Annotated in this window: 24 protein-coding genes and 1 pseudogene; 14 read left to right on the top strand and 11 right to left on the bottom strand. The window is 62.0% G+C overall.

Going from position 1 to position 21,881, the window contains the following annotated elements:
* Positions 1-341: 341 nt before the first annotated feature.
* From HX899_RS11280 to HX899_RS11270, 3 genes are read left to right on the top strand one after another with little or no spacing between them, the layout of a single operon-like run.
* Entirely contained in the window at positions 342-2,729 is a 2,388-nt protein-coding gene (locus HX899_RS11280) for a marine proteobacterial sortase target protein (protein ID WP_138330412.1), read from the top strand.
* Positions 2,719-3,492: a class GN sortase gene (locus HX899_RS11275; protein WP_168257729.1), complete on the top strand. Its 774-nt coding sequence runs from the start codon at positions 2,719-2,721 to the stop codon at positions 3,490-3,492. The genes HX899_RS11280 and HX899_RS11275 overlap by 11 nt, the downstream gene beginning before the upstream one ends.
* Positions 3,493-3,551: 59 nt before the next feature.
* Positions 3,552-4,694 (top strand): PQQ-dependent sugar dehydrogenase, encoded by a 1,143-nt coding sequence (locus tag HX899_RS11270; RefSeq protein WP_181292465.1) that lies wholly within the window; start codon positions 3,552-3,554, stop codon positions 4,692-4,694.
* Positions 4,695-4,698: 4 nt separating this feature from the next.
* Here HX899_RS11270 and HX899_RS11265 read toward each other — a convergent pair whose 3' ends face one another.
* The gene (locus HX899_RS11265; RefSeq protein WP_138386941.1) at positions 4,699-5,166 is read right to left on the bottom strand and encodes a DUF3052 domain-containing protein; all 468 of its coding nucleotides are present in this window, start codon (positions 5,164-5,166) and stop codon (positions 4,699-4,701) included.
* 99 nt (positions 5,167-5,265) lie between these two features.
* Between HX899_RS11265 and HX899_RS11260 the strand changes: the two genes are divergently transcribed.
* The 3 genes from HX899_RS11260 to HX899_RS11250 all read left to right on the top strand — a co-directional run bounded on the left by HX899_RS11260 (position 5,266) and on the right by HX899_RS11250 (position 7,455).
* Positions 5,266-6,156 (top strand): DMT family transporter, encoded by an 891-nt coding sequence (locus HX899_RS11260; protein WP_138386940.1) that lies wholly within the window; start codon positions 5,266-5,268, stop codon positions 6,154-6,156.
* 486 nt (positions 6,157-6,642) lie between these two features.
* Complete coding sequence (locus HX899_RS11255; protein WP_003561293.1) at positions 6,643-6,858, top strand: cold-shock protein; 216 nt, start codon at positions 6,643-6,645, stop codon at positions 6,856-6,858.
* Between the two features lie 141 nt (positions 6,859-6,999).
* Positions 7,000-7,455 carry a BA14K family protein gene (locus HX899_RS11250; protein ID WP_181292464.1) on the top strand — a complete coding sequence of 152 codons (456 nt, stop codon included), beginning with the start codon at positions 7,000-7,002 and terminating at the stop codon, positions 7,453-7,455.
* 60 nt (positions 7,456-7,515) lie between these two features.
* On the opposite strand, the gene HX899_RS11245 is transcribed toward HX899_RS11250, so the two are convergent.
* Entirely contained in the window at positions 7,516-8,382 is an 867-nt protein-coding gene (locus HX899_RS11245; protein WP_138386939.1) for an oxidoreductase, read from the bottom strand.
* Positions 8,383-8,416: 34 nt separating this feature from the next.
* On the opposite strand from HX899_RS11245, the gene HX899_RS11240 reads away from it, so the two are divergent.
* On the top strand, positions 8,417-8,878 hold the full coding sequence (locus tag HX899_RS11240; RefSeq protein WP_138386938.1) for a helix-turn-helix domain-containing protein: 462 nt from the start codon (positions 8,417-8,419) through the stop codon (positions 8,876-8,878).
* On the opposite strand, the gene HX899_RS11235 is transcribed toward HX899_RS11240, so the two are convergent.
* The 3 genes from HX899_RS11235 to HX899_RS11225 are packed head-to-tail and all read right to left on the bottom strand — an operon-like array spanning position 8,875 to position 11,469.
* Entirely contained in the window at positions 8,875-10,251 is a 1,377-nt protein-coding gene (locus HX899_RS11235) for an ATP-binding protein (protein ID WP_025395442.1), read from the bottom strand. The genes HX899_RS11240 and HX899_RS11235 overlap by 4 nt on opposite strands.
* Positions 10,252-10,275: 24 nt before the next feature.
* Positions 10,276-10,977 (bottom strand): response regulator, encoded by a 702-nt coding sequence (locus tag HX899_RS11230; RefSeq protein ID WP_181292463.1) that lies wholly within the window; start codon positions 10,975-10,977, stop codon positions 10,276-10,278.
* Positions 10,978-11,469 (bottom strand): MarR family winged helix-turn-helix transcriptional regulator, encoded by a 492-nt coding sequence (locus HX899_RS11225; RefSeq protein WP_181292462.1) that lies wholly within the window; start codon positions 11,467-11,469, stop codon positions 10,978-10,980.
* Positions 11,470-11,732: 263 nt separating this feature from the next.
* On the opposite strand from HX899_RS11225, the pseudogene HX899_RS11220 reads away from it, so the two are divergent.
* Positions 11,733-12,303: pseudogene (locus HX899_RS11220) on the top strand (aminotransferase class IV).
* A gap of 147 nt (positions 12,304-12,450) precedes the next feature.
* On the opposite strand, the gene HX899_RS11215 reads toward HX899_RS11220, so the two are convergent.
* Together HX899_RS11215 and HX899_RS11210 are read right to left on the bottom strand one after the other, a co-directional pair.
* Positions 12,451-12,720, bottom strand: a complete 270-nt coding sequence (locus HX899_RS11215) for a hypothetical protein (RefSeq protein ID WP_003541697.1) — start codon at positions 12,718-12,720, stop codon at positions 12,451-12,453.
* A gap of 183 nt (positions 12,721-12,903) precedes the next feature.
* Positions 12,904-13,521, bottom strand: coding sequence for a DUF1236 domain-containing protein (locus tag HX899_RS11210; protein ID WP_181292461.1), 618 nt, complete (start codon positions 13,519-13,521; stop codon positions 12,904-12,906).
* A 287-nt stretch (positions 13,522-13,808) separates the two neighbouring features.
* Between HX899_RS11210 and HX899_RS11205 the strand changes: the two genes are divergently transcribed.
* The gene (locus HX899_RS11205) at positions 13,809-14,504 is read left to right on the top strand and encodes an MBL fold metallo-hydrolase (RefSeq protein WP_138330404.1); all 696 of its coding nucleotides are present in this window, start codon (positions 13,809-13,811) and stop codon (positions 14,502-14,504) included.
* A gap of 116 nt (positions 14,505-14,620) precedes the next feature.
* Here HX899_RS11205 and HX899_RS11200 read toward each other — a convergent pair whose 3' ends face one another.
* The 4 genes from HX899_RS11200 to HX899_RS11185 all read right to left on the bottom strand — a co-directional run bounded on the left by HX899_RS11200 (position 14,621) and on the right by HX899_RS11185 (position 16,952).
* Positions 14,621-14,962 carry a tRNA-binding protein gene (locus HX899_RS11200; RefSeq protein ID WP_138386935.1) on the bottom strand — a complete coding sequence of 114 codons (342 nt, stop codon included), beginning with the start codon at positions 14,960-14,962 and terminating at the stop codon, positions 14,621-14,623.
* Positions 14,963-14,972: 10 nt separating this feature from the next.
* Entirely contained in the window at positions 14,973-15,800 is an 828-nt protein-coding gene (gene proC, locus HX899_RS11195; protein WP_138330403.1) for a pyrroline-5-carboxylate reductase, read from the bottom strand.
* 1 nt (position 15,801) lies between these two features.
* Entirely contained in the window at positions 15,802-16,302 is a 501-nt protein-coding gene (locus HX899_RS11190; protein ID WP_003541709.1) for a YbjN domain-containing protein, read from the bottom strand.
* A 389-nt stretch (positions 16,303-16,691) separates the two neighbouring features.
* Complete coding sequence (locus tag HX899_RS11185) at positions 16,692-16,952, bottom strand: accessory factor UbiK family protein (protein ID WP_003541711.1); 261 nt, start codon at positions 16,950-16,952, stop codon at positions 16,692-16,694.
* Positions 16,953-17,153: 201 nt separating this feature from the next.
* Here HX899_RS11185 and lgt point away from each other — a divergent pair, with 201 nt between their 5' ends.
* From lgt to HX899_RS11160, 5 genes are all read left to right on the top strand, one after another.
* Positions 17,154-18,002: a prolipoprotein diacylglyceryl transferase gene (gene lgt, locus HX899_RS11180; RefSeq protein WP_181292460.1), complete on the top strand. Its 849-nt coding sequence runs from the start codon at positions 17,154-17,156 to the stop codon at positions 18,000-18,002.
* An 18-nt stretch (positions 18,003-18,020) separates the two neighbouring features.
* Positions 18,021-19,121 (top strand): class I SAM-dependent methyltransferase, encoded by a 1,101-nt coding sequence (locus HX899_RS11175; protein ID WP_181292459.1) that lies wholly within the window; start codon positions 18,021-18,023, stop codon positions 19,119-19,121.
* Positions 19,122-19,232: 111 nt separating this feature from the next.
* Entirely contained in the window at positions 19,233-20,027 is a 795-nt protein-coding gene (gene pgeF, locus HX899_RS11170; protein ID WP_138330401.1) for a peptidoglycan editing factor PgeF, read from the top strand.
* Positions 20,028-20,032: 5 nt separating this feature from the next.
* Positions 20,033-21,184, top strand: a complete 1,152-nt coding sequence (locus tag HX899_RS11165; RefSeq protein ID WP_181292458.1) for a Xaa-Pro peptidase family protein — start codon at positions 20,033-20,035, stop codon at positions 21,182-21,184.
* A 91-nt stretch (positions 21,185-21,275) separates the two neighbouring features.
* On the top strand, positions 21,276-21,881 hold a 606-nt coding region (locus HX899_RS11160), incomplete at its 3' end, for a hypothetical protein (RefSeq protein ID WP_181292457.1).

Below are 21,881 nucleotides of genomic sequence, written 5' to 3'. Positions count from 1 at the left end.
GAGTTCTGCGGTTAGCTCTATGTCCAATGTATGACGGCATTTCAAGCGGAAAGGCGTCATGGTGGCATGATTCTTATTGATCGGTTCGCCACGCCGCCCACCCGGCGTGCCGTGCCCTTCGGAGAGGCTTGCTTCACGAGGTCGAAACGCCATGCGAAGATCTTGAATCAATCTCTGAAGTCATCCGGATTTATCCCCTGAAATCAGTGGCATCGTCGGATTCGGCCATTGCCACGAATAAGCCGCAACAAATGCCGCGCCACGCCGCAATTCGGTCGCGAGCGCGCCGAGATCAAAGCCGCATCATCCGGCATCCGAAATTGGTTATTGAGGGTATGCCAATGTTTCTGGAAGATGAGTTTGCCATAGGGCGCATTCGTGCGCGCCGAATTTCCGTTTCAGTCCTTGTTGCCGTCACCGCCTTTGCCGCCTGCATCGCCGCGATACTGGGGCTTGCCTCCGCCGCCCGCGCCGCCGAGACGCCGCAGGCATCCGCCCAGCTCGCAGCGCTTGTCCGGCCGAACGACGTCAATAGCGGCTCGCTGCTCTTTCCGTCGAAAGAGCCGGGCTTCTATGTCGAAGCGCCGCGGCTGAAAACCGATGTCGCCATCGATGTCTCCGGCCCGATCGCCAGGGTGAAGGTGACGCAGCGCTTCCAGAATCCGAGCCAGGGTTGGGTCGAAGGCACCTACGTCTTCCCGCTACCGGACAATTCCGCCGTCGACGCGCTGAAAATGCAGATCGGCGAACGCTTCATCGAAGGCCAGATCAAACCGCGCCAGGAAGCCCGCGAGATCTACGAACAGGCCAAGGCCGAGGGCAAGAAGACGGCTTTGCTCGAGCAGCAGCGGCCGAACATCTTCACCAACCAGGTCGCCAATATCGGTCCCGGCGAAACCATCGTCGTCCAGATCGAATATCAGCAGACCATCCACCAGTCGGGTGGCGAGTTCTCGTTGCGCTTCCCGATGGTCGTCGCTCCGCGCTACAATCCGGCGCCGATCGTCCAGACTGTCGAGTTCAACAACGGCGCCGGTTTCGCCACGCCGCGCGACCCGGTGGAAAACCGCGACAAGATCGAAGCCCCCGTGCTCGATCCGCGTGAGAACGCCAGGATCAATCCGGTTTCGCTGACCGTCGACCTCCGGGCCGGTTTCCCACTCGGCGATGTTAAGTCGTCCTTCCATGCGGTCGATATCAGCCAGGATGGCGACCAGGCGAGGACGATCAGCCTGAAGGCGGACACCGTTCCCGCCGATAAGGATTTCGAACTCACCTGGAAGGCCGCTCCCGGAAAGATGCCGAGCGCCGGCCTCTTCCGCGAAGTGATTGATGGTAAGACCTATCTGCTCGCCTTCGTCACCCCGCCCACGGCCCCGGATACGGCAGCGCCGCCGGCAAAACGCGAAGTGGTCTTCGTCATCGACAATTCCGGCTCCATGTCCGGCCCGTCGATCGAGCAGGCGAGGCAGAGCCTGGCGCTTGCCATCTCCAAGCTGAACCCCGACGACCGCTTCAACGTCATCCGTTTCGACGATACGATGACTGACTATTTCAAGGGTCTCGTTGCTGCGACGCCTGACAATCGCGAAAAGGCGATCGCCTATGTCAGGGGCCTCACCGCTGACGGCGGCACGGAAATGCTGCCTGCTCTTGAGGATGCGTTGCGAAACCAGGGACCGGTTATAAGCGGCGCGCTGCGTCAGGTCGTGTTCCTGACGGATGGCGCGATCGGCAACGAACGGCAGCTGTTCCAGGAAATCACCGCAAACCGCGGCGATGCCCGCGTCTTCACCGTCGGCATCGGCTCGGCCCCGAACACCTATTTCATGACCAAAGCTGCCGAGATCGGCCGCGGGACCTTTACGGCGATCGGCTCGACCGACCAGGTGGCAAGCCGCATGGGCGAGCTTTTCGCCAAGCTGCAGAACCCGGCCATGACCGATATCGCCGCGACCTTCCAAGGCATAAAAGTCGAGGATATCACGCCGAACCCGATGCCGGACCTCTACAGCGGCGAACCCGTCGTGCTGACCGCGCAGCTGCCTGACGATAAGCCCGCCGGCAAGCTGCAGATCATCGGCAAGACAGGCGATCAGCCCTGGCGCGTCGAGATGGATATCGCCAATGCCGCCGACGGCAACGGTATTTCCAAGCTCTGGGCACGGCGCAAGATCGACGATTTCGAGGCCCGTGCCTATGAACGGCAGGATCCGGCCGCGCTCGACAAAGATATCGAGACCGTGGCGCTCGTCCACCATCTCGTCTCCCGCGTCACCAGCTTGGTCGCCGTGGATGTCACCCCGTCGCGCCCGGCCGATCAGCCGCTCGGCTCGGCCAAGCTGCCGCTCAACCTGCCGGATGGCTGGGATTTCGATAAAGTCTCCGGCGAAAACGCTGCTCCTCTTGGCGGCGTAGAACGTCGTGGCTCGGCTACGCCGGCAGGAAACGCCGGACCGGAGCAGGCTGCAGCCGAAACACAGGCACTTGTCGCATCGCCTGAGATCGCAAACATGATGGCCGCAGCCCCGACCGCCAAGGCAGCCACCATAATCGCGCAAAAAAGCACGACCGTGAACCTGCCGCAGACGGCGACGCGCGCCGACGAGCAGATCATCCGCGGGCTGACCATGCTGCTCCTGGCGCTGACGGCGGCAAGCGGACTGGCCGTCTGGCGCCGCCGCCTCAAGCGCATGATCGCGGTCGGAGCCAAGCGCAATGGTCTCTAGGCTCTCCGCAAGCCAGAACGAGGAAGCGGCCGAATTCGAGCCGCTTCCGACCTATCTGGAACTCGCCATGGCCGCCGCCACGGCCCACGACATGCCAAAGCCTCGCCAGCGGAAGGGTTTCTTCCTCTGGCGTCTTTCCTCGATCGAAAAGGCGATCGCCTTTGCCATCGCCGGCCTTGCCTTCTATGGCTTGGCGCTGATCGGCGACGGTTTCCTGCTAAAGGCGAAAGCGGAACTCTCCCAGATCCTGCTGAAACGCGCCTTCGCCGCGGAGCTTCAGGGGAAAGAGACAAAACCCTGGCCCTGGGCGGATTTCACCACGGAGGCCAAGGTGCGCGCCCCGCGCCTCGGCAAGGAGGCGATCGTGCTCTCCGGCGCCTCCGGCGAGGCTCTGGCCTTCGGTCCGGCCTGGCTCGCCAACACGCCGCAGCCCGGCGAGGAAGGCACCTCCGTCATCGCCGCCCATCGCGACACGCATTTCCGCTGGCTGCAATATATAAGGCCGGGCGATACGATCGAGGTCACTCGCCGCGACGGCAAACTATTGACCTTCAAGGCCGGCGAGGGCCGCATCGCCCCGTGGGATGCCAACGGCATCGATCCCTCCTCCGATGGCCACCGCCTGGTGCTGACCACCTGCTGGCCCTTCAATGCCACCGAACGCGGGCCGCTGCGCTACATCCTTGAGGCAGAATTGGTCGACGACCAGGCGACGGGCTCGGTTCAGCCGCCGAACACAAAGCCGTTATTGCAGACCGAATGAGGTTGAAGCTCTCCCCTGCCCGCTCCACGTTCAGCCTGAAGAGACGACGGGGAAGCAAGATGAAGAGAATGCCCGCCTTCCATTTCGCCGCAGCGCTGGTCCTGTTCGGCGCCGTGTCCGCGGATGCAGCCGATACCATCAACACTCAGGATCTCGCGGTTCGTGTCGACAAGCTCGCCGACGGCCTCGAACATCCCTGGGCGGTGGAGGTGTTGCCCGATGGCGCCTATCTCGTCACCGAGCGGCCGGGCCGCATGCGCATCGTCCGCGACGGCAAGGTCTCCGACCCGATTGGGGGCGTGCCCAAGGTCAGCGCCCGTGGCCAGGGTGGCCTGATGGACGTGGCGCTCGCACCGGACTTTGCCACATCTCGCAAACTCTATTTCACCGCCGCCATCGCCAACAGCCAGGGCTCCGGCACTCAAGCCTTCAGCGCCACGCTTTCCACTGACGAAAAGGCACTCGATGCCGTGACGCCTATCTTCACGATGCGGCGCTTCACGTCAGGCAATATCCAGTACGGCTCGCGTATCGCGATATCAGGTGACGGCTCGCTGTTCATCAGCGTCGGCGATCGCGGCAATCGCGACCGCTCGCAGAACTGGCAGGACGATGCCGGCTCGATCATCCACATCAATGCCGATGGCAGCATTCCTGCCGACAATCCGTTCAAGGACGGCGGCAAGGCGTTGCCGGAAATCTGGTCGAAAGGCCACCGCAACCCGCAGGGCATCACCTTCGACGCCAAGGATGGCAAGCTCTATACCGTCGAACACGGCGCGCGCGGCGGCGACGAGATCAATCAGCCCGAGGCCGGCAAGAATTACGGCTGGCCGATCATCACCTATGGCCGAGACTATTCGGGTGCCGAGATCGGCGAAGGCACCGCCAAGGAGGGGCTGGAACAGCCACTGCATTATTGGGATCCTTCGATCGCGCCGGGCGCGCTCGTCGTCTATCGCGGCGCCATGTTCCCGGAATGGGACGGCAATTTCCTCGTCGCGGCGCTGAAGTTCCAGCTGCTCTCGCGCATGCAGCGTGACGACGGCGGCGCCTTCGTTACCGAAGAGCGCCTGTTCAAGGGCGAATACGGCCGCGTCCGCGACGTCGTCGTTGCACCCGACGGAGCGCTGCTGATGGTTACGGACGAGGATAACGGCGCGCTGCTCAGGATCTCGAGAGCCCAAGCCCGTAACGGCTGAGACGTCACAACGCGCCGCGCAGCTCCTTGCGGATGACAAACTTCAGCCCGGACCAGATCTCGTCGACGGCGCAGACTTTGACGTCGACCAGACCGATTGGGAGCAGAACCTCCCGCAGCACGTCCTCGGTGATGTCGGTCGGCACGCGGGAACTCTTCTTCGGCCAGGAAATCCAGACCATCCCATCCCGCCTCAGGGCATGGAAAAGCGCAAGCGCGGCCGCCTCCAGCGCCGCCCGTTCTGTCGTAAACAAATGCACATAGTCGAACATGCGCTGAGGCGTCTCGGGAAGCGCGCGGACGACCGACGCAAAACCGTCGAAACCATTGATGGCGACGATCGTTTCAGGAATGCCGAGAAGAGCAGCCGCCTGCCCGTGTGCAAGGCCGAGTTTCCTGACGAGCGGCGTGCCGGAATAGCCTGCCGTTCTGGGCGAGGCATCACCGGCCGGCTTCCATTCTTGGTGTCGCATGGCCTCACCTCCGTCGTCAGGCATGAAATCTTCACCCTTGCCTGGAGGAAACGCAACTGCTAACCGCCGGGGCACATCTCCCTTCCCATTGAGGACGACATGACGCGCGTTCAGGCGAACCTTCTCCTATTGCTCGCAGCCGCCATCTGGGGCGGCGGCTTCGTCGCGCAGTCGACGGCGATGAAGGCGATCGGCCCCTTCTGGTTCATTGGCCTGCGCTTTGCCGTCGCCACGCTGGCCGTGCTGCCCTTCGTCCTTTTTGAAGCGCGCAAGGCAAAGGAGAAGACCAGCGCACGCCATGCGAAGCTCTATATCCTGATCGGCCTTGCCCTTTTCGGCGGCGCAGCCACGCAGCAGGTCGGCCTGCAGACGACGACGGTGACGAATTCCAGCTTCATCACCGGCCTCTATGTCGTCTTCGTACCTGTTATCGCCGTGTTCTTTCTGCGCCGTGCCCCGCATTGGATCATCTGGCCAGGCGCGCTGATGGCGGTCACCGGCATCTATCTCCTGTCCGGCGGCCACCTCTCGGCGCTGACACCTGGCGATCTGCTGACCGTCGTCTGTGCCGTCTTCTGGGCGATCCAGATCACCCTTGCCGGCACGACCGTTTCGGAGACCGGAAGGCCGCTCGCGCTCTCCGCCACGCAATTTGCCGTTACCGCAGTCTGTGCGCTGGCCGTTGCCGCAGCCGTCGAACCTGTCAGCCTTTCGGCAATACAGGCCGCGGCGCCGGAAATCCTTTATGTCGGCATCTTTTCCTCGGGCGTGGCGTTCGTGCTGCAGGTGATCGCCCAGCGCTACACGACGCCTTCGCAGGCCGCGATCTTTCTTTCTTCCGAAGCGCTCTTCGGTGCCTCGCTTGCAGCCCTGCTGCTCGGTGAGACGATGCCGGTAACAGGTTATGCAGGTTGCGCGCTCATGTTTATCGCTATGCTTGTGGTCGAACTCGTGCCGGGATTGACCCGCCGACGCCTGCCAGCCACGTGAACACGCGTCCAAATATGGGTGGGTCACCCATCGGGAAAAAAATTTATCGAATGCGGGAGACGCGTTCACGTTGCATTTTTGGGAAAATCTGCTCGGAACTTATATTGCCGACGATATAAAACGTTAATCATTCCCTATCGGCGAAGGAAATTTTGCGTTTTTGCGCAAATTGGATATCGGCAGGGGTGTGCCCGCAACGACACGTTAAAAAACTTTTGCTTGCCAAAATCCTTTAAACGCAGCACTCTCAGCGCGTTCGGGCATTTTGCGAGCATGGGAAGTCCTTAAGTATTTGCGCGCCGGGAACGCTAATATCCCGGTCAGCCGGTTCCGAAAATGGCGGGCGAAAGTCCTGCCTGGAACAGGCCGAGGTAGAGGGGACCTTTTTCTCAAATTTCAAGAATTGCCTGCCAACACCTCCCGCAAGGAGGCAATGCTATGATGCTGCCCGTGTGGATGGCGGGCAGAGAGAAAAGGACCTGAGGCATGGCAGAGACTGGCACTGTAAAATTCTTCAATACCGACAAAGGCTTCGGCTTCATCAAGCCGGACCGGGGCGGCGCCGATATCTTCGTTCACATTTCTGCCGTTCAGGCCTCCGGCCTGGCCGGTCTGACGGAAAACCAGAAGGTAAGCTTCGACACGGAGCCAGATCGCCGCGGCAAGGGCCCGAAGGCCGTCAATCTGCAGATTGCGGGCTGAACCCTTAACAAGGCTGGCGAATTCGAGTTGAAGCCCGGCAGCAATGCCGGGTTTTGTCGTTCAGCCTTCGTTCAGCTAAAAATCTGTACGACTGCGACCATCGAGAAAGGGACCGGCGTTCGGTTCCCGGGATTAGGATTTATGCTGATGAACAGGCTCGCCAAGACCCTTCTGCTGACGGCAACCGCTGCCGCACTCACGCTTTCCGCCATCGGTGAAGCGTCGGCCCGCGACCGCCATTGGCGCCATGGCAATCACGGCAACGACGATGCGTGGGTCGGCGGCGCCGTCGGCCTTGCGACCGGCCTGATCGTCGGCTCTGCCATCGCCAATGCCAATAACGGTCCGGTTTACGAAGAGCGCCGCTACATCGACCCGGCCTACGAGCCGGATTACTACGAGCCGGCTCCGGTCTATCGCGCCCCGCGCCGCGTCTATGTCGATCAGCCGCAATATTACGAGCCGGTCCGCACGGCGGTGGAGCCCTGGTCGCCGCAATGGCAGCGTTACTGCTCCTACCGCTACCGCACCTTCGATCCGCGCAGCGGCACTTATATCGGCAATGACGGTCGCAGCCACTTCTGCACCGCCGGCTGAATCGTCGAATATCCCTGATGCAAAGCGCCGCTTTTCAGCGGCGCTTTTGTTTTGCCTGGGTCAACCGGCCTTCTTTTTCCAGGGTAGCGACTCGGCCTCAGCATCAAAATCGGTCGAGACGCTGACGGTGCGCCACATCCGATCGGCTTCGATACGCGCCGCATCCGCCTTTTCGACATTGTGGACCGCATCGCTGCCGAGCAGCAGCCGGAATGGCGGCTCGTCGAGATCGGCGATGTGGATGACGACCGCAGCCGCTTTGGCAGGATCGCCGGGCTGCCGACCATCATATTCACGCTGGAATCGCACCGTAGCGCCGACCGTCTCCGCATAGTCCTGTCGCCCTTCGGCAAGCACCGTCGAAGAGCCGGCGAAATCGGTCCTGAAGCCGCCGGGCTCGATCACCGTTACCCTGATGCCGAACGGCGCGACCTCCTTCGACAACACCTCGGAAAAACCCTCGACACCGAATTTCGCCGTCGAATAGGCGCCGCGGCCGGCAGGTCCGATCCGGCCGCCGACGGATGAGAACTGGATGATGTGCCCCGCCCCCTGCCCGCGCATCAGGGCAATGACTGCCTTGGTCATGATGACCGTGCCGAAGAGGTTGGTCTCGATCTGGGCCCGGAAATCGGCAAGGCTGGTATCCTCGATCGAGCCGATATTGCCGTAGCCGGCATTGTTGACAAGCACGTCGATGCGCCCGAACCGCTTCACACCAGCCTTGACTGCCGCCGCTGCCGCTGCCTCGTCTGTCACGTCAAGCGCCAGCGTCAGGACCTGATCGCCATACCGTTCGGAAAGATCGGCAAGCTGGCCGGGATCGCGCGCCGTCGCCACCAGATTGTCGCCGGCGGCCAATACCGCCTCCGCCAGCGCCCGGCCGAGACCGCGTGAACTCCCTGTTATCAACCAGACTCTGAACATCGGAAACCCTCCTTGTTTGGTTCCCGGTTCATGTATGATCTATTGTATCCGATCGAAAGAAGGTACCCAGACGATCTATACACACCTTGAGGTAACTGAGTTGACCAGTGACATGTTCGATTTCTGCAGCAGTATGACGGACGAACAAGATGGGCGGGCCCGTGAACTGATCGAACGGGCGGCGGCGAAATGGCCGCTGCGCATCCTGCATGTGCTCTCCGATGCCGGCGCTCCTCTGCGCTTCTCGCGCCTTATGGAGAGGGTCGAGGGCATCAGCCAGAAAGTGCTGACGCAGACGCTGCGCACCCTCGAAAGGGATGGCCTCGTCATCCGCACGCTTTATCCCCAAGTGCCGCCGCGCGTCGAATACGAGTTGACGCCGCTCGGACGCGACCTCCTCATGCAGGTCGTCTCGCTATGGCGCTGGATCGTCGAACACCTCGACGATTTCGATGCGCGCAAAGCCGTCAAGCTGGCGGCTACCGCCAACGCTTAAGCCGGGATGCGGATCGTCGCCCTCAGCCCGCCGAGCGGGCTGTCACTGAGCGTGACGTTGCCGCCGTGGCTACGGGCAATGTCGCGGGCGATCGCAAGGCCGAGCCCGGTGCCTGATGCATCGAGGTTACGCGCCGTATCCAGCCGGAAGAATGGTTTGAACACATCCTCACGGTTCTTTTCGGGAATGCCAGGCCCGTCATCGTCGAAGATGACGGTCAGCCATTTGGCGTTGTGCTTGGCCTCGATGTCGAGCCTATCGGCATATCGGCGCGCATTCGAGGCAAGGTTGGTGACGAGCCGCATGAAAGCGTTCGGCCGGACGGATATATCGTCATCGCCTTCGATGGAGTAGCTGAATTTTTTGCCGTGCAGGGCGAAATCGGATTCCAGCTTCGCGAAGATCTCACTGAGTTTCAGCTCGCCGACATCCTCTTCGACCTCGCCGCGTGCAAAGGCCATATAGGCCTCCAGCATGGTCTGCATATCATTGACGTCGTCGTTCAGCCCATGCAGGTCGGGATTGTCGCCGGCCAGCGCCAGCTGCAGCTTGAAGCGGGTGAGGATGGTGCGCAGATCATGGCTGACGCCGGAGAGCATCGCGGTGCGCTGCTCGATCTGTCGTTCGATTCGCTCGCGCATCAGGATAAAGGCAAGGCCGGCGCGCCTGACCTCGTCGGCGCCCCGCGGATAGAAATTATCGGGCTTCTGCCCCTTGCCGAAGCTTTCGGCCGCGCGCGCCAAGGTCAGGATCGGCCGGATCTGCCCGCGCAGGAAGAGGATCGAGATGCCGATCAGCACTAGCGAGGTGCCGACCATCCAGACGATGAAGATATGCGTGTTCGAGGCATAGGTCTGGCTGCGTTTGGTCAGTACCCGCAGGATCTTGTTGTCGAGTTTGATGCGGATCTCGACGAGGTTCGAGTTGCCGACCGTGTCGATCCAGAAAGGCCGATGGATCTCGTCGGTGATCTCGTCGCTGAGGATGCCGTCGAGGATCGAGAAGAACGGCTTGACGCGCGGTGGCGGCAGGTCGCCGTCCGGCTCGATCGAGATCTGCAGGCTGAGCTGGTCGCGGGCGATGCGGATGATCTCGCTATAGTCCGAATTCTGCGGATAGGTCTCGATGATCTCGATGATCGCGGCGATGTCACGGGTGACCGCAAGCGACAGCCGCTCCGTTACCATCTGCCAGTGGCGCTCCATGAAAACGGCGGCGACGACGGATTGCAGGAGCACCATCGGAATGATGATGATCAGTAGCGAACGCGCGTAAAGTCCGGTCGGCAGCCGCCGGCGCAGCCAGCGGACGATCGAGCGCCAGCCCGGCGCAGAAGTGCGGTCTTCCCGCCGCAAGCTGTCGATCGTCACCATCAGCGCCGGTCCCGAACCTTGAGTTTAGTCGATGCTCAGCCTGTATCCGATGCCGCGCACGGTCTGCAGCCAGACGGGATTGGCGGGATCGTCCTCGATCTTACGCCTCAGCCGGTTGATCTGCACGTCGATCGTCCGCTCGCCGACTTCGGTATCGTTGCCGATCAGTTCATGGCGGGGGATCGTGTCGCCGGCGCGCCGCGCAAAGAGCAGCATGATCTCCTGCTCGCGGTCGGTGAGCCGGATCACCTCGCTGGCTTTCTTCAGCTCCTTGCGGGTCAGCGAGAAGGTGTAGGGGCCGAACATCACCTGTTCGATCTTCGGTCCCTCGCCGCCGGCGTTGCGGCGCAGGATGTTGTTGATGCGCAGCACCAGTTCGCGCGGGTCGAAGGGCTTGGAAAGATAGTCGTCGGCGCCCGCCTCGAGGCCTTCGATGCGGTTGCCCGATTCCGCCAGCGCCGTCAGCATGATGATCGGGACGTTCTTGATGGCGCGAAGCCCGCGGGTAACCTCGATGCCGGATTCGCCGGGCATCATCACATCCATGATGATCAGGTCGAAATCGAGACCCGTAAGCTTGCGCTGCGCCTCGGCGCCGTCGGCGGCGACGGTGACGCGGAAGCCGTTCTCGGCGAGATAACGATTGAGCAGCGCGCGGATGCGGGAGTCGTCATCAACCACAAGCAAGTGCGCCGCATCGTCGGAAATATCTGTCTTGACCGCCATTCAATCCGCCTTCTGTCTGTCCCGCATGCCGCTGAGGAAAGCTTTTACGCCCTCCCGCGCCTCCGCAGAAGCCCCTTCGAATGCCCGCTCAATGCGGCGCGATTGCGGCTCGGCAAGGGCAAGCGCCAGCTCTCGCCCCGATTTCGTCGGATAGAGCTTGCGCTGCCGCCGGTCTTCAGGACCTGCCACCTGGCGAATATAGCCTGAGTCGATCAGCTGTTTCAGCACCCTTGCAAGGCTCTGCTTGGTGATCTTCAGCGTTTCGAGAAGATCCGCTACCGTCATGCCGGGATTGCGGTTGACGAAATGCACGACGCGGTGATGCGCCCGGCCGAAGCCGCTCTTTTCAAGGATAGCATCAGGATCGGAAACGAAGTCGCGATAGGCGAAGAAGAACAGCTCGATGATCTCGAAATCGATGATCTCAGTGTCTTCCATCGGCGTGGCCAGCGGCTCTGGCTTGCCTGCTTTCGGGCCGGTCTGTCGTGACAATCGGCATTTCCTTTCTCTTCCGCGCGCCGTGGAAAACTTTCGCGAAGATATGTCAGCTTTATTGACATAAATTTGCGTCGCTTAGCTTTCCGCGAACTCTGCGGGAGACCTGCACGGCCTCTCATTTCCCTGGCATTTCCCCGGAAACCAAGGCCTGTCCGGCACTCCGACGCAATACGCGATTTTCCCCTCGCGTCTGTGGATAAAACGTAATGGGGACAACAATCAACAGGCATGGCGCGTGAAGGCCGTAGGAGTTAGGGATGGCTTCAGTTCCTTTCGACCAACTGGACGGCAAATATGGTCCAACGGTGAGTTCGTCGCCTGGAAAGACACCAAGATCCATGTGCTGACCCACGGCCTGCATTATGCCAGCCCCGTCTTCGAAGGCGAAGCGTGCCTATGGCGGCCGGCGGCGCAGACCAACCGCATCAACGTCGCCATGGCCATCGCCATCTGGCAATGGGGCAGCTATTTCAACCCGACCGAAAAGCTGAAGGGCATCCGCCTCGATATCGCCGAATACCGTCGTCCCGATCCGAAGACAGCGCCCTGCGCCTCGCACGTCGCCGAAGCCAAGGGCTACGCCGACGCGATGACTCTCGATTATCTCGATCAGGTCACTGAGGCGACCGGCGCCAACATCTTCTTCATCAAGGATGGCGTCATTCACACGCCGACCCGGATTGCTTCCTTAACGGTATCACCCGCCAAACTGTCATCGACCGGGTTTCCGAAATCGGCCCGTATCGCTTCACGCCGTCGACGATCTCCGAAACACCGATGAACGACTACATGAAGGAAGTCTATCCGGCGGCGATCGCCGCCGAATAAGGGCCTCACGCAATCGGTCCGGCCACTGCATAATTCCTTAAATCGGAATCAGTTTAAGGATGAAATTATGCAGCGGTTCAAAGTGCTACAGCGTCCTTTGCGCGTCTGAAAAGACGCGCGGCCTGTACATACAGACCAGTCGGGCCTTTATCTATGCGCCCGCGCCATGACCAGTCCGGCGAGCGTCGAGAGAATGCCGCCGCCGATCAGGCCGCCGATGCCGTCGGCGATCAGGCCGGTCATAGCCGCTTCCCCACCGACCATGCTGAGCAGCATGCCGCCGGCGACGCCGCCGATCGCACCGGCGATCGTACGGGCAACGACGTTGATCGCCTGCTGCTTCAAAGCGGCGCTCGCGGCGTTGCCGCCGATTGCGCCGGCAATCAATTGTGTGATGAGCGGAAGTAGGGCTTCCATGATTTCCTCCTCTGGCGATCCCCCCGATCGCCGATCCATGCCGAATCTTCGGCATATTAGTATTTTATCATATTTTGGAGGAAAGCGTTAAGAAAAATCAACCGATGCGGGATTAAGGCAGGGAGAAGCGCCCCGGAACGAGGCGGTCCGATGTCCGCCTCGCCTCAGTTCCTGTCGATCACGTCATTGATAGACGTAGACAATCCGGCGCGTACCGGGATCGACCAGCACCGGCCGATCATTGATCCTCGTATAGCGGTACTCGTAGTCGGGAATCGTCTGGAAGGTGACATCGCCGGGCACTTCCGCGCCGACGACGACGTCGCCGCCAAGCTGCACCGTCTGGCCCGGATTGGTGTCGATATAGGTGCGGACCGTCTCCGGCGGGGTGATGGTCTCGACCGCTCCGACGGGGCCGAGCAACTCGTCGCCCGGTGCCGGCTGCGGATCGGCCGGAACGACACTTGCGGTGGACTCGTAAGTCACGCTGGGAACGCCGATCTCGGCGCGGTGCTGTTCGACGATGACAGAGCTGCCGCCATGATCGACCTGCAGATAATCGGCATAGACCCAGCCGCGCATGCCGTTGACGTCGACACGGCACCAGCGGCTGCCTTCGATGCAGCCATCAAGCACCGCGGTCGAACCGCGGGTGGCAAGGCCGACCGTCGGATATTGCGGCCCCGGGCCGGCGCGAACGTTGAGATCATTGACCGTCGTGGCCATCATCTCCGCCTGCGCAAAACCACTGCTTGCCAGGAGCACGGCTCCAGCCAACAGAATGTTTCTCTTCAAGGTCATGTGAGCGTCTCCTTGGTTTCGATGGGCTGACAACGCGCGGGGTTCCACGATGTTCCCCGGCACTCCGCCCAGCGAAATGCCGCTTGTGGGAGATTTCATCCAAGTGCCTTGAAGAATTGAAGAAAATTCGATTTTTCCGCTCTACGGCAATGGCGAAGAGAGGCATAAACTCTTGTTGCAGTCCGTCTTTTTGCCGTGAGGCAGGCCGCAATGGCGGAAGATTCCGGCTGTCCTTGCCGTGGTTTCGGACTATACCCGAAGCAACAGAGACACGAAGCGAGGCACATATGGGCATGCTCCAGGCCGGCATCATTCCGGTGACACCCTTCCAGCAGAACTGCACGATCTTCTTCGATCCCGATACCAAGGAAGGCGTCGTCGTCGATCCCGGCGGCGACGTGCCGCTCATCCTGCAGGCGATTGCCCAGAACGGCCTGACCATCAAGGAAATCTGGCTGACACACGGCCATCTCGACCATGCGGGCGGCGCCAGTGAATTGAAGGAAGCCCTCGGCATCGACGTGGTCGGCCCGCATCAGGACGATCTGCCGCTGCTGCAGCGGATCGAAACACAGGCTGAAAAATACGGCATATCAGGATTGCGCGACGTCGTACCCGACCGCTGGCTGAAGGACGGCGACAAGATCTCTTTCGGCACCCATGAATTCGAAGTCTACCACACGCCCGGCCACGCCCCCGGCCACGTCATCTATTTCAACCGTGCGCAGAATTTCGCTCATCTCGGCGACGTACTTTTCAACGGCTCGATCGGCCGCACCGACCTGCCCGGCGGCAATCATCAGCAGCTTCTCGATTCGATCCGCGACAAGGTATTGCCGCTCGGCGACGACGTCGGCTTCATCTGCGGCCACGGCCCCGGCGGCCGCATCGGCGACGAGCGGCGAAGCAATCCATTCCTGCAGGAGATCAGGCCTCGTGGAGGATCCGATGCGACCACGTCAGGCGAAGCTCCGAACAACTAATGCATGTCGCCCAAAAGTGCGCAGCGGTTTTGGGATAACGACTTGCATAAAATAAAGACTTGAAGCGCGTCGCGTGAATCCGATTCGACGCGACGCGCTTTAGTGCGAGCTCGCGCTCACATCATCTTTTGGCCGTTCGGCACCGGCTGTTCGACCGCAGCAAGCACGATCGCGCCGTTCTCATCCTCGAAACCCAGCGTCAGTACTTCCGAGCGGAATGGCCCGATCTGGCGCGGCGGGAAATTGACGACGCCGAGCACCTGCCGGCCGATCAGGCTTTCCGGCGTATAATGCACGGTGATCTGCGCTGAGGATTTTTTAATGCCGATGTCAGGACCGAAATCGATCAGGAGTTTGAACGCCGGCTTGCGCGCCTCCGGAAAGGGACTGGCTTCGATGATCGTTCCGACGCGGATATCGACACGCTCGAAATCGGCGTAGGTGATCTCTTCGGCCATATGGTCTCCGTCAGCCAGCCAGTTCCTCGGCCCGCTTGCGCGCCGCCGCAAGGGCTGCGTCGAACAAGGGCTGCATGCCGTCTTCGGCCATCAGCACGGCGAGCGCCGCCGCCGTGGTCCCGCCGGGAGAGGTCACGTTCTCGCGCAGCCGCGAAGCGTCGTCGGGGGACTGGTGCATGAGTTCACCAGCCCCCGCGACTGTTTCCCGCGCAAGACGCATGGCGAGGTCCGCCTGCAGGCCGAGTTTACGGCCTGCCTCCGCCATACATTCGACGAGATAGAAAACATAAGCCGGACCGCTGCCCGAAAGCGCCGTCACGGCATCGATATCGGCTTCCGCCGGCACCCATTCGACCGGCCCCGAGACGCTGAGAAGCGAATGGACGCGTTCGCGCTGCGGATCGCTGACTCCTGAATTCGCAAAAGCGCCGGTGACACCACGCCCGACCATGGCCGGCGTGTTCGGCATGGCCCGCACCATGGCGGCCTTACCAAGATGCTTCTCGAGGAAACCGAGCGTCTTGCCCGCTGCGACCGAGACGACGACCGTATCCGGCCCGACGGCGCTCTTCACCGCCGGCAGCACCGTCTCCATCACCTGCGGCTTGACGGCGAGGAACAGCACGCTTGCCTTCAAATCCGTAGGAAGCGCGGTCAGATGGGTCGCACCAGCCTCGCTGATCGTCGAAAGCATGGCCGGCGACGGGCCGGGATCGACAACGATGACGGCCGAGCCCGGAACGCCGCTTTTCAGCCAGCCGGAGAGCATCGCCCCGCCCATGTTTCCGGCACCGATCAGGACGACGGGATGTGTCGAGGGAAAAGGGGTCGTCGGCATCTTATGCCTCGCCGACCGTTTCAAACAGCACGGCTTCCATCGCCTTCGTCGCTTCCATGCCGGACCAGACGACGAACTGGAATGCCTGGAAATAGGCTTCGCAGGTATCGAGCGCGCTGGAAAGCAGCACCTCCACCTGGCGATTGGTAGGCTCCGCACCGCCGGCAAGCAGCAGCGATTGGCGGAAAATGACGACATCTTCCTGGCGCCAGAGGTCGAAATGACCCATCAGCACCTGCCCGTTGATCGCCGAGAGCAGCTTGACCACCTCGTTGACCCTGATGTCGGGAACTTTGATATCGAAAGCGCAGCCAAGATGCAGCGCCTCGAATTCCTCCATCCAGGAGAAGGAGACGTGGTAGTCCGTCCAGCGGCCCTCGACCGTCATCGCGATCTCGTCCTCGCCGGACCGTTCGAACGACCAGTCGTTGTTGGAGGCAACGTACTCGATCATATCGACCGGGTTCGACTGACGCTCGACTTCCAATTCCATCAGGTTCATGCAGCACCTTCTTGACCGGAACGAATGCGACCTAACTTGGTGTACGAACACAAGAAAGACACACGCAAAATACCGGAACCACCACTCGGATGATCGTTGAACCGCTGCCAGACTTAACGCAGATAACCTGCCCGGAGCTTACCAAGTCGCTTCGAATCATCATTTAAAATCAGTGTATAGCGCCCCTTGCCCCCTGCCAGCCCCCTGAAGGGAAAATAGGACCGGCCACTGTGGAAAGGCTCTTCGAAATTCAATTCAGAAGGGAGAATAAGCGACTCTGCGAATTGGCTTTTTTGGCAGTGTCCACAGGTGGAAAACTCACCTGGTTTTTTTACGGAAGATGCGGCGTGTGGCATGAAGGCAACGCCGCATCTGTGTCGTATCGGGACTTAAGCGCCCTCGCCGGCAAGCTTCGCCTCGAGTGCTGCGATGCGGGCGGCAAGCGCCTCGTTCTCGTCGCGTGCCTTGATCGCCATCTCGCGCACGGCCTCGAACTCCTCGCGCTTGACGATGTCCATGCTGTTCAGCCAACGCTCGGCCTGGGCGTTGAAGGCGGTTTCGATCTCCTTGCGGACGCCCTGGGCGGCACCGGCCGCATCGGTCATCAGCTTGGCGAATTCGTCCATGATGCGGTTCGTTCCGGTCGTCATGGCGTTTTTCTCCCTTGGCATGAGGTGAATTCAGCCCTTCAGGGCCTCGAGGATTGAGGTAGGGCTTCGCCATCGACGATGCAAGCGCTTTACACGGGATAAGCTTGCCGGAACCGGCCGGGAACGGGCCATCACGAACAATGGACTTGACCGTCCGGGATCGCGGCGGCATGTTCCGCGCAACTCAACGGGTGGAAAACCTTGCCGACAGCAGCCGATCTCCTTGCCATCATGCCTTTCCCGGATATCGATCCGATCGCCTTTTCGATCGGTCCGCTGGCGATTCACTGGTACGGTCTCGCTTACGTCGCCGGCATCCTGCTCGGCTGGGCCTATGCGCGTCGCCTCGCCGCCAATGACAGTCTCTGGCCTGGCAACACCTCGCCGATCACAAAGGTGCAGCTCGATGATTTCATCGTCTGGGCAGCGCTTGGCGTCGTCCTCGGCGGTCGTCTCGGCTATATTTTCTTCTATGATCTCCCCGCCGTCCTGCGCAGTCCCGTCCGTGCGCTGGAGATCTGGAATGGCGGCATGTCCTTCCACGGCGGCCTGACCGGCACGACGATCGCCATGATCCTCTTTGCCCGCCGCAACGCCATCCCGGTCTGGAGCCTGTTCGACATCGTCGCCGCCGTCGTTCCCTTCGGCCTGTTCTTCGGCCGCATCGCCAATTTCATCAATGGCGAGCTCTGGGGCCGGTTGACCGACGTGCCCTGGGCCGTGGTCTTCCCGACAGGCGGTCCCTTCGCCCGCCATCCAAGCCAGCTTTACGAAGCCGGCCTCGAAGGCATCGTTCTGCTCCTGGTGCTGGCCGCCTTCGTCTATGGCATGCGCGCGCTGAAAAGCCCCGGCTTCATTACAGGCGTCTTCGTTTGCGGTTATGCGCTGTCGCGCATCTTCGTCGAATTCTTCCGCGAGCCTGATGCCCAGCTCGGTTACCTCCTCGGCACGAACTGGCTGACCATGGGCATGGTGCTCTCCTCCCCGATGATCCTGCTTGGCCTCTGGGCGATGCTGCGGGCCCGCCGCCAGGCTGCGCTGCAGCTCTGAAACGGCAGGACGCGCGACATGACCACCGCTCTAGGCGAAAAGATCAAGGCGATTATCCAGGCCAACGGCCCGATCAGCGTCACCGATTATTTCTCGCTCTGCCTGGCAGACCCCGAACACGGCTATTATCGCACCCGGGAGCCCTTCGGCCGTTCCGGTGATTTCGTCACCGCGCCCGAGGTCAGCCAGATTTTCGGCGAGATGATCGGCGTCTTCATCGTCCATGCGTGGCAGCGCCACGGCACACCGACAGGCGTCCGCCTCGTCGAGATCGGCCCCGGCCGCGGCACCATGATATCAGACATGCTGCGCGTCATCTCCCGCATCGCTCCACCGCTTTTCGACGCCATGACCGTGCATCTCGTCGAAACCAGCGAACGGCTGCGCGACGTCCAGCGCCAGACGCTCGAACCCCACGGCGAGAAGATCACCTGGCACAATGGCTTCGACGAAGTACCGCCCGGCTTCACGCTGATTGCCGCCAACGAACTCTTCGACGCCATCCCGATCCGCCAGTTCGTCCGCATGCCGACGGGTTTCCGTGAGCGCATGGTCGGTATCGACGCCGATGGCGAGCTGACTTTCGCCGCCGGCGTCGCCGGTCTCGATCCCACGCTTCTTCCCGAACCGGTGCAGAACGTGCCGGTCGGCACGCTCTTCGAGATCTCGCCTGCCCGCCAGGCGGTGATGATGGCGATCTGCGAGCGGCTGCGCGCCTTCAGCGGCACGGCGCTTACGATCGACTACGGCCATCTCGTCACCGGCTTCGGTGATACGCTGCAGGCTGTGCGCATGCATGAATTCGACCCGCCGCTCGCCCATCCCGGCGAAGCCGATCTGACGAGCCATGTCGACTTCCAGCAGCTCGCCGAAACGGCGCTTGCGGCCGGCCTCCATCTGAACGGCGCCCTGCACCAGGGTGATTTCCTGACCGGCCTCGGCATCCTCGAACGTGCCGCCGCCCTCGGCCGCGATCGCGAGCCGCAAACCCAACAGGTCATCCAGGCGGCGGTCGAAAGGCTCGCCGGCGCCGGTGAAGGCCGGATGGGCGAACTCTTCAAGGTGATGGCGGTCTCCTATCCCGCCCTCGATCTCATGCCCTTTCGTCCGGTGGATTGACAGGGCGCACGCGGCTGGTTCAACATCCGCCCGAAACAAGAACTTGAAGCGCGCCGTATATGCGATGCGCTTGGGATAATACCAAACCCCTCGAAAACCCCGGAATCACAGATGCAGGACGCGGCCTCTCCCGCACCGATCGAAAGCGCGCTGCTGAACGAAGCGGCGGGCGCCACGATCCGGCACGGTTATTTCACTCGGGCCGGCGGCGTTTCCGAAGGGCTGTATCGTGGCCTTAATGTCGGCCTCGGCTCCAGCGACGAACGCGACAAAGTCCTGGAAAACCGTCGTCGCGTCGCCGCCTGGTTCGGCTTGCCGGTCGAGCGGCTGGCAACCGTGCATCAGGTCCATTCCCCCGATGTCGTGACGATCGGCGCCGATTACGACGGCGCCCGCCCCGATGCGGATGCGATGGTAACGCGCACCCCTGGCATTGCGCTTGGCGTGCTCGCCGCCGATTGCGGACCCATCCTGTTTGCCGACCCCGACAATCGCGTCATCGGCGCTGCCCACGCTGGCTGGAAGGGTGCGCTGACGGGCGTGCTCGAAAACACCATTGCCGCCATGGAGGCACTGGGTGCGGACCGCGCTCGCATCGTCGCTTGCCTCGGCCCCTCGATCAGCCAGGCGAGCTATGAGGTTGGCCCTGAGTTCGTCGAGCGTTTCGTCGCCGAAAACCCGGAGGACGAGCGCTTTTTCGTGCCTTCCGAAGCGCCCGGCCACGCCATGTTCGACCTGCCGGCGCTGACGGTCGACCGGTTGACGAAAGCCGGCGTGCGTGCCGAAAGCCTCGGCCTCTGCACCTATCCGGACAATGAGCGCTTCTTTTCCTACCGTAGGACGACACATCGCAAGGAGCCGGATTACGGCCGCCAGATTTCCGCGATATCAATCAGGGAGACTTGAGCAGAATGGCACTGCATTTCGAAAAGGCCGAATTCGCAAGCCGGCTTGCGCGCCTCACCGAGAAGATGAAGGAAGAAAAGCTCGACGCCTTGCTGCTCTTCGCCCAGGAAAGCATGTACTGGCTGACCGGCTACGACACCTTCGGCTACTGCTTCTTCCAGACGCTGGTCGTCAAGAGCGACGGCACCATGGCGCTGATCACCCGCTCGGCCGATCTTCGCCAGGCCAGGCATACCTCGATCCTCGAGGACATCCATATCTGGGTCGACCGGGTCAATGCCGACCCGACGCTCGACTTGAAGAACCTGCTGGTCGAGATGGACCTGCTCGGCGCCCGCATCGGCATCGAATATGATACGCACGGCATGACCGGCCGCGTCGCCCGGCTGCTCGACGCACAAATGACCACCTTCGGCCAGATCGTCGACGCCTCCTACCTCGTCAGCCGCCTGCGCCTGATCAAGAGCCCGACGGAGGTCGCCTATGTCGAGCGCGCCGCCGTTCTCGCCGACGATGCGCTCGATGCCGCGATCCGGCTGACAAAACCTGGCGCCGACGAGGCCGATATCCTCGCCGCCATGCAGGGCGCGATCTTTTCCGGCGGCGGCGACTACCCCGCCAACGAGTTCATCATCGGCTCCGGCGCCGATGCCCTGCTTTGCCGCTACAAGGCCGGCCGCCGCAAGCTCGACGCCAACGACCAGCTGACGCTCGAATGGGCCGGCGCCTATGCGCATTACCATGCCGCCATGATGCGCACGATCGTCATCGGCGAGCCGACGCATCGCCACCGCGAGCTTTATAACGCTTGCCGCGAAACCATCGAGGCGATCGAGACCGTGCTCAAGCCCGGCCAGACCTTTGGCGATGTCTTCGACATGCATGCCAGGATCATTGATGAGCGCGGCCTGGCCCGCCACCGGCTGAATGCCTGCGGTTATTCGCTCGGCGCCCGCTTCTCGCCCTCCTGGATGGAGCATCAGATGTTTCATGTCGGCAATCCGCAGCCGATCGAGCCGAACATGTCGCTCTTCGTGCACATGATCATCGCCGATTCCGATACGGGCACGGCGATGACGCTCGGCCAGACCTATCTGACGACAGCGGACGCGCCGCGCGCGCTATCCCGCCATCCGCTCGATTTCATCGGGCTCTGACCGGTGAGAATCCGGAATTGACAGATGACCGTCCCCACCCGCATAAATTCGGGTGGGGCTGATTGCGATTGCGGGAAGGACAGACCAAGGGATGACGCGAGCTGCGATTGTGCCCACGCTCCTGTTCGTCATGGCTCTATTGACAGCCTGCAATACGACCGATGCGCTGACGCCCCAGGTCGATATCGGCAATTCCTCCGGGGGAGCCCCGTCGAGCCCGGTGACGCAGAGCGAAGCCGAGCGTTTGGCGGGCACCCGCCAGCCGCGTTTCTCGGGAAGCTCGCAGCAGGGCGGCTACCATCCAGCCTATGATCAGTCGCAGCGGGCCTATCGGCCCGGCACCGGCGCGGCGCCGACGACGATGCAGGAACAGGCAGACGCCCTGTCGAGAAGCGGCTCCTCACCGGCCGCCTCTGCTCCGATCGACGGACAATCGCTGCCCCCGCCGGCGGCCAGTGGTGAGCTTGCCGCACAACCGGCTCCGCCGGCCGAGGCGCAACAGCCGCAGCAGACCGCCGCCCTCCCCCCCAGTTCCTCCTCCGCCCGCGGCAATACCGTGCGCTTCCTACCGATCATCGGCGCGCCGGTGCAGGCCGTGACACCGCTCTCGCGCCAGCTCGGTGCCGAGGCGCGCGCGCACGGCCTTTCCATCAAGAGTTCGAACGACGCGAGCAGCGACTACATCCTCAAGGGCTAC

The organism is Rhizobium sp. WYCCWR 11146 (genome assembly GCF_013591995.1).
Lineage (GTDB): Bacteria > Pseudomonadota > Alphaproteobacteria > Rhizobiales > Rhizobiaceae > Rhizobium > Rhizobium indicum.
The sequence above is the reverse complement of the archived record's forward strand: the minus strand, read 5'-3'. Positions and strand labels throughout refer to the sequence as shown.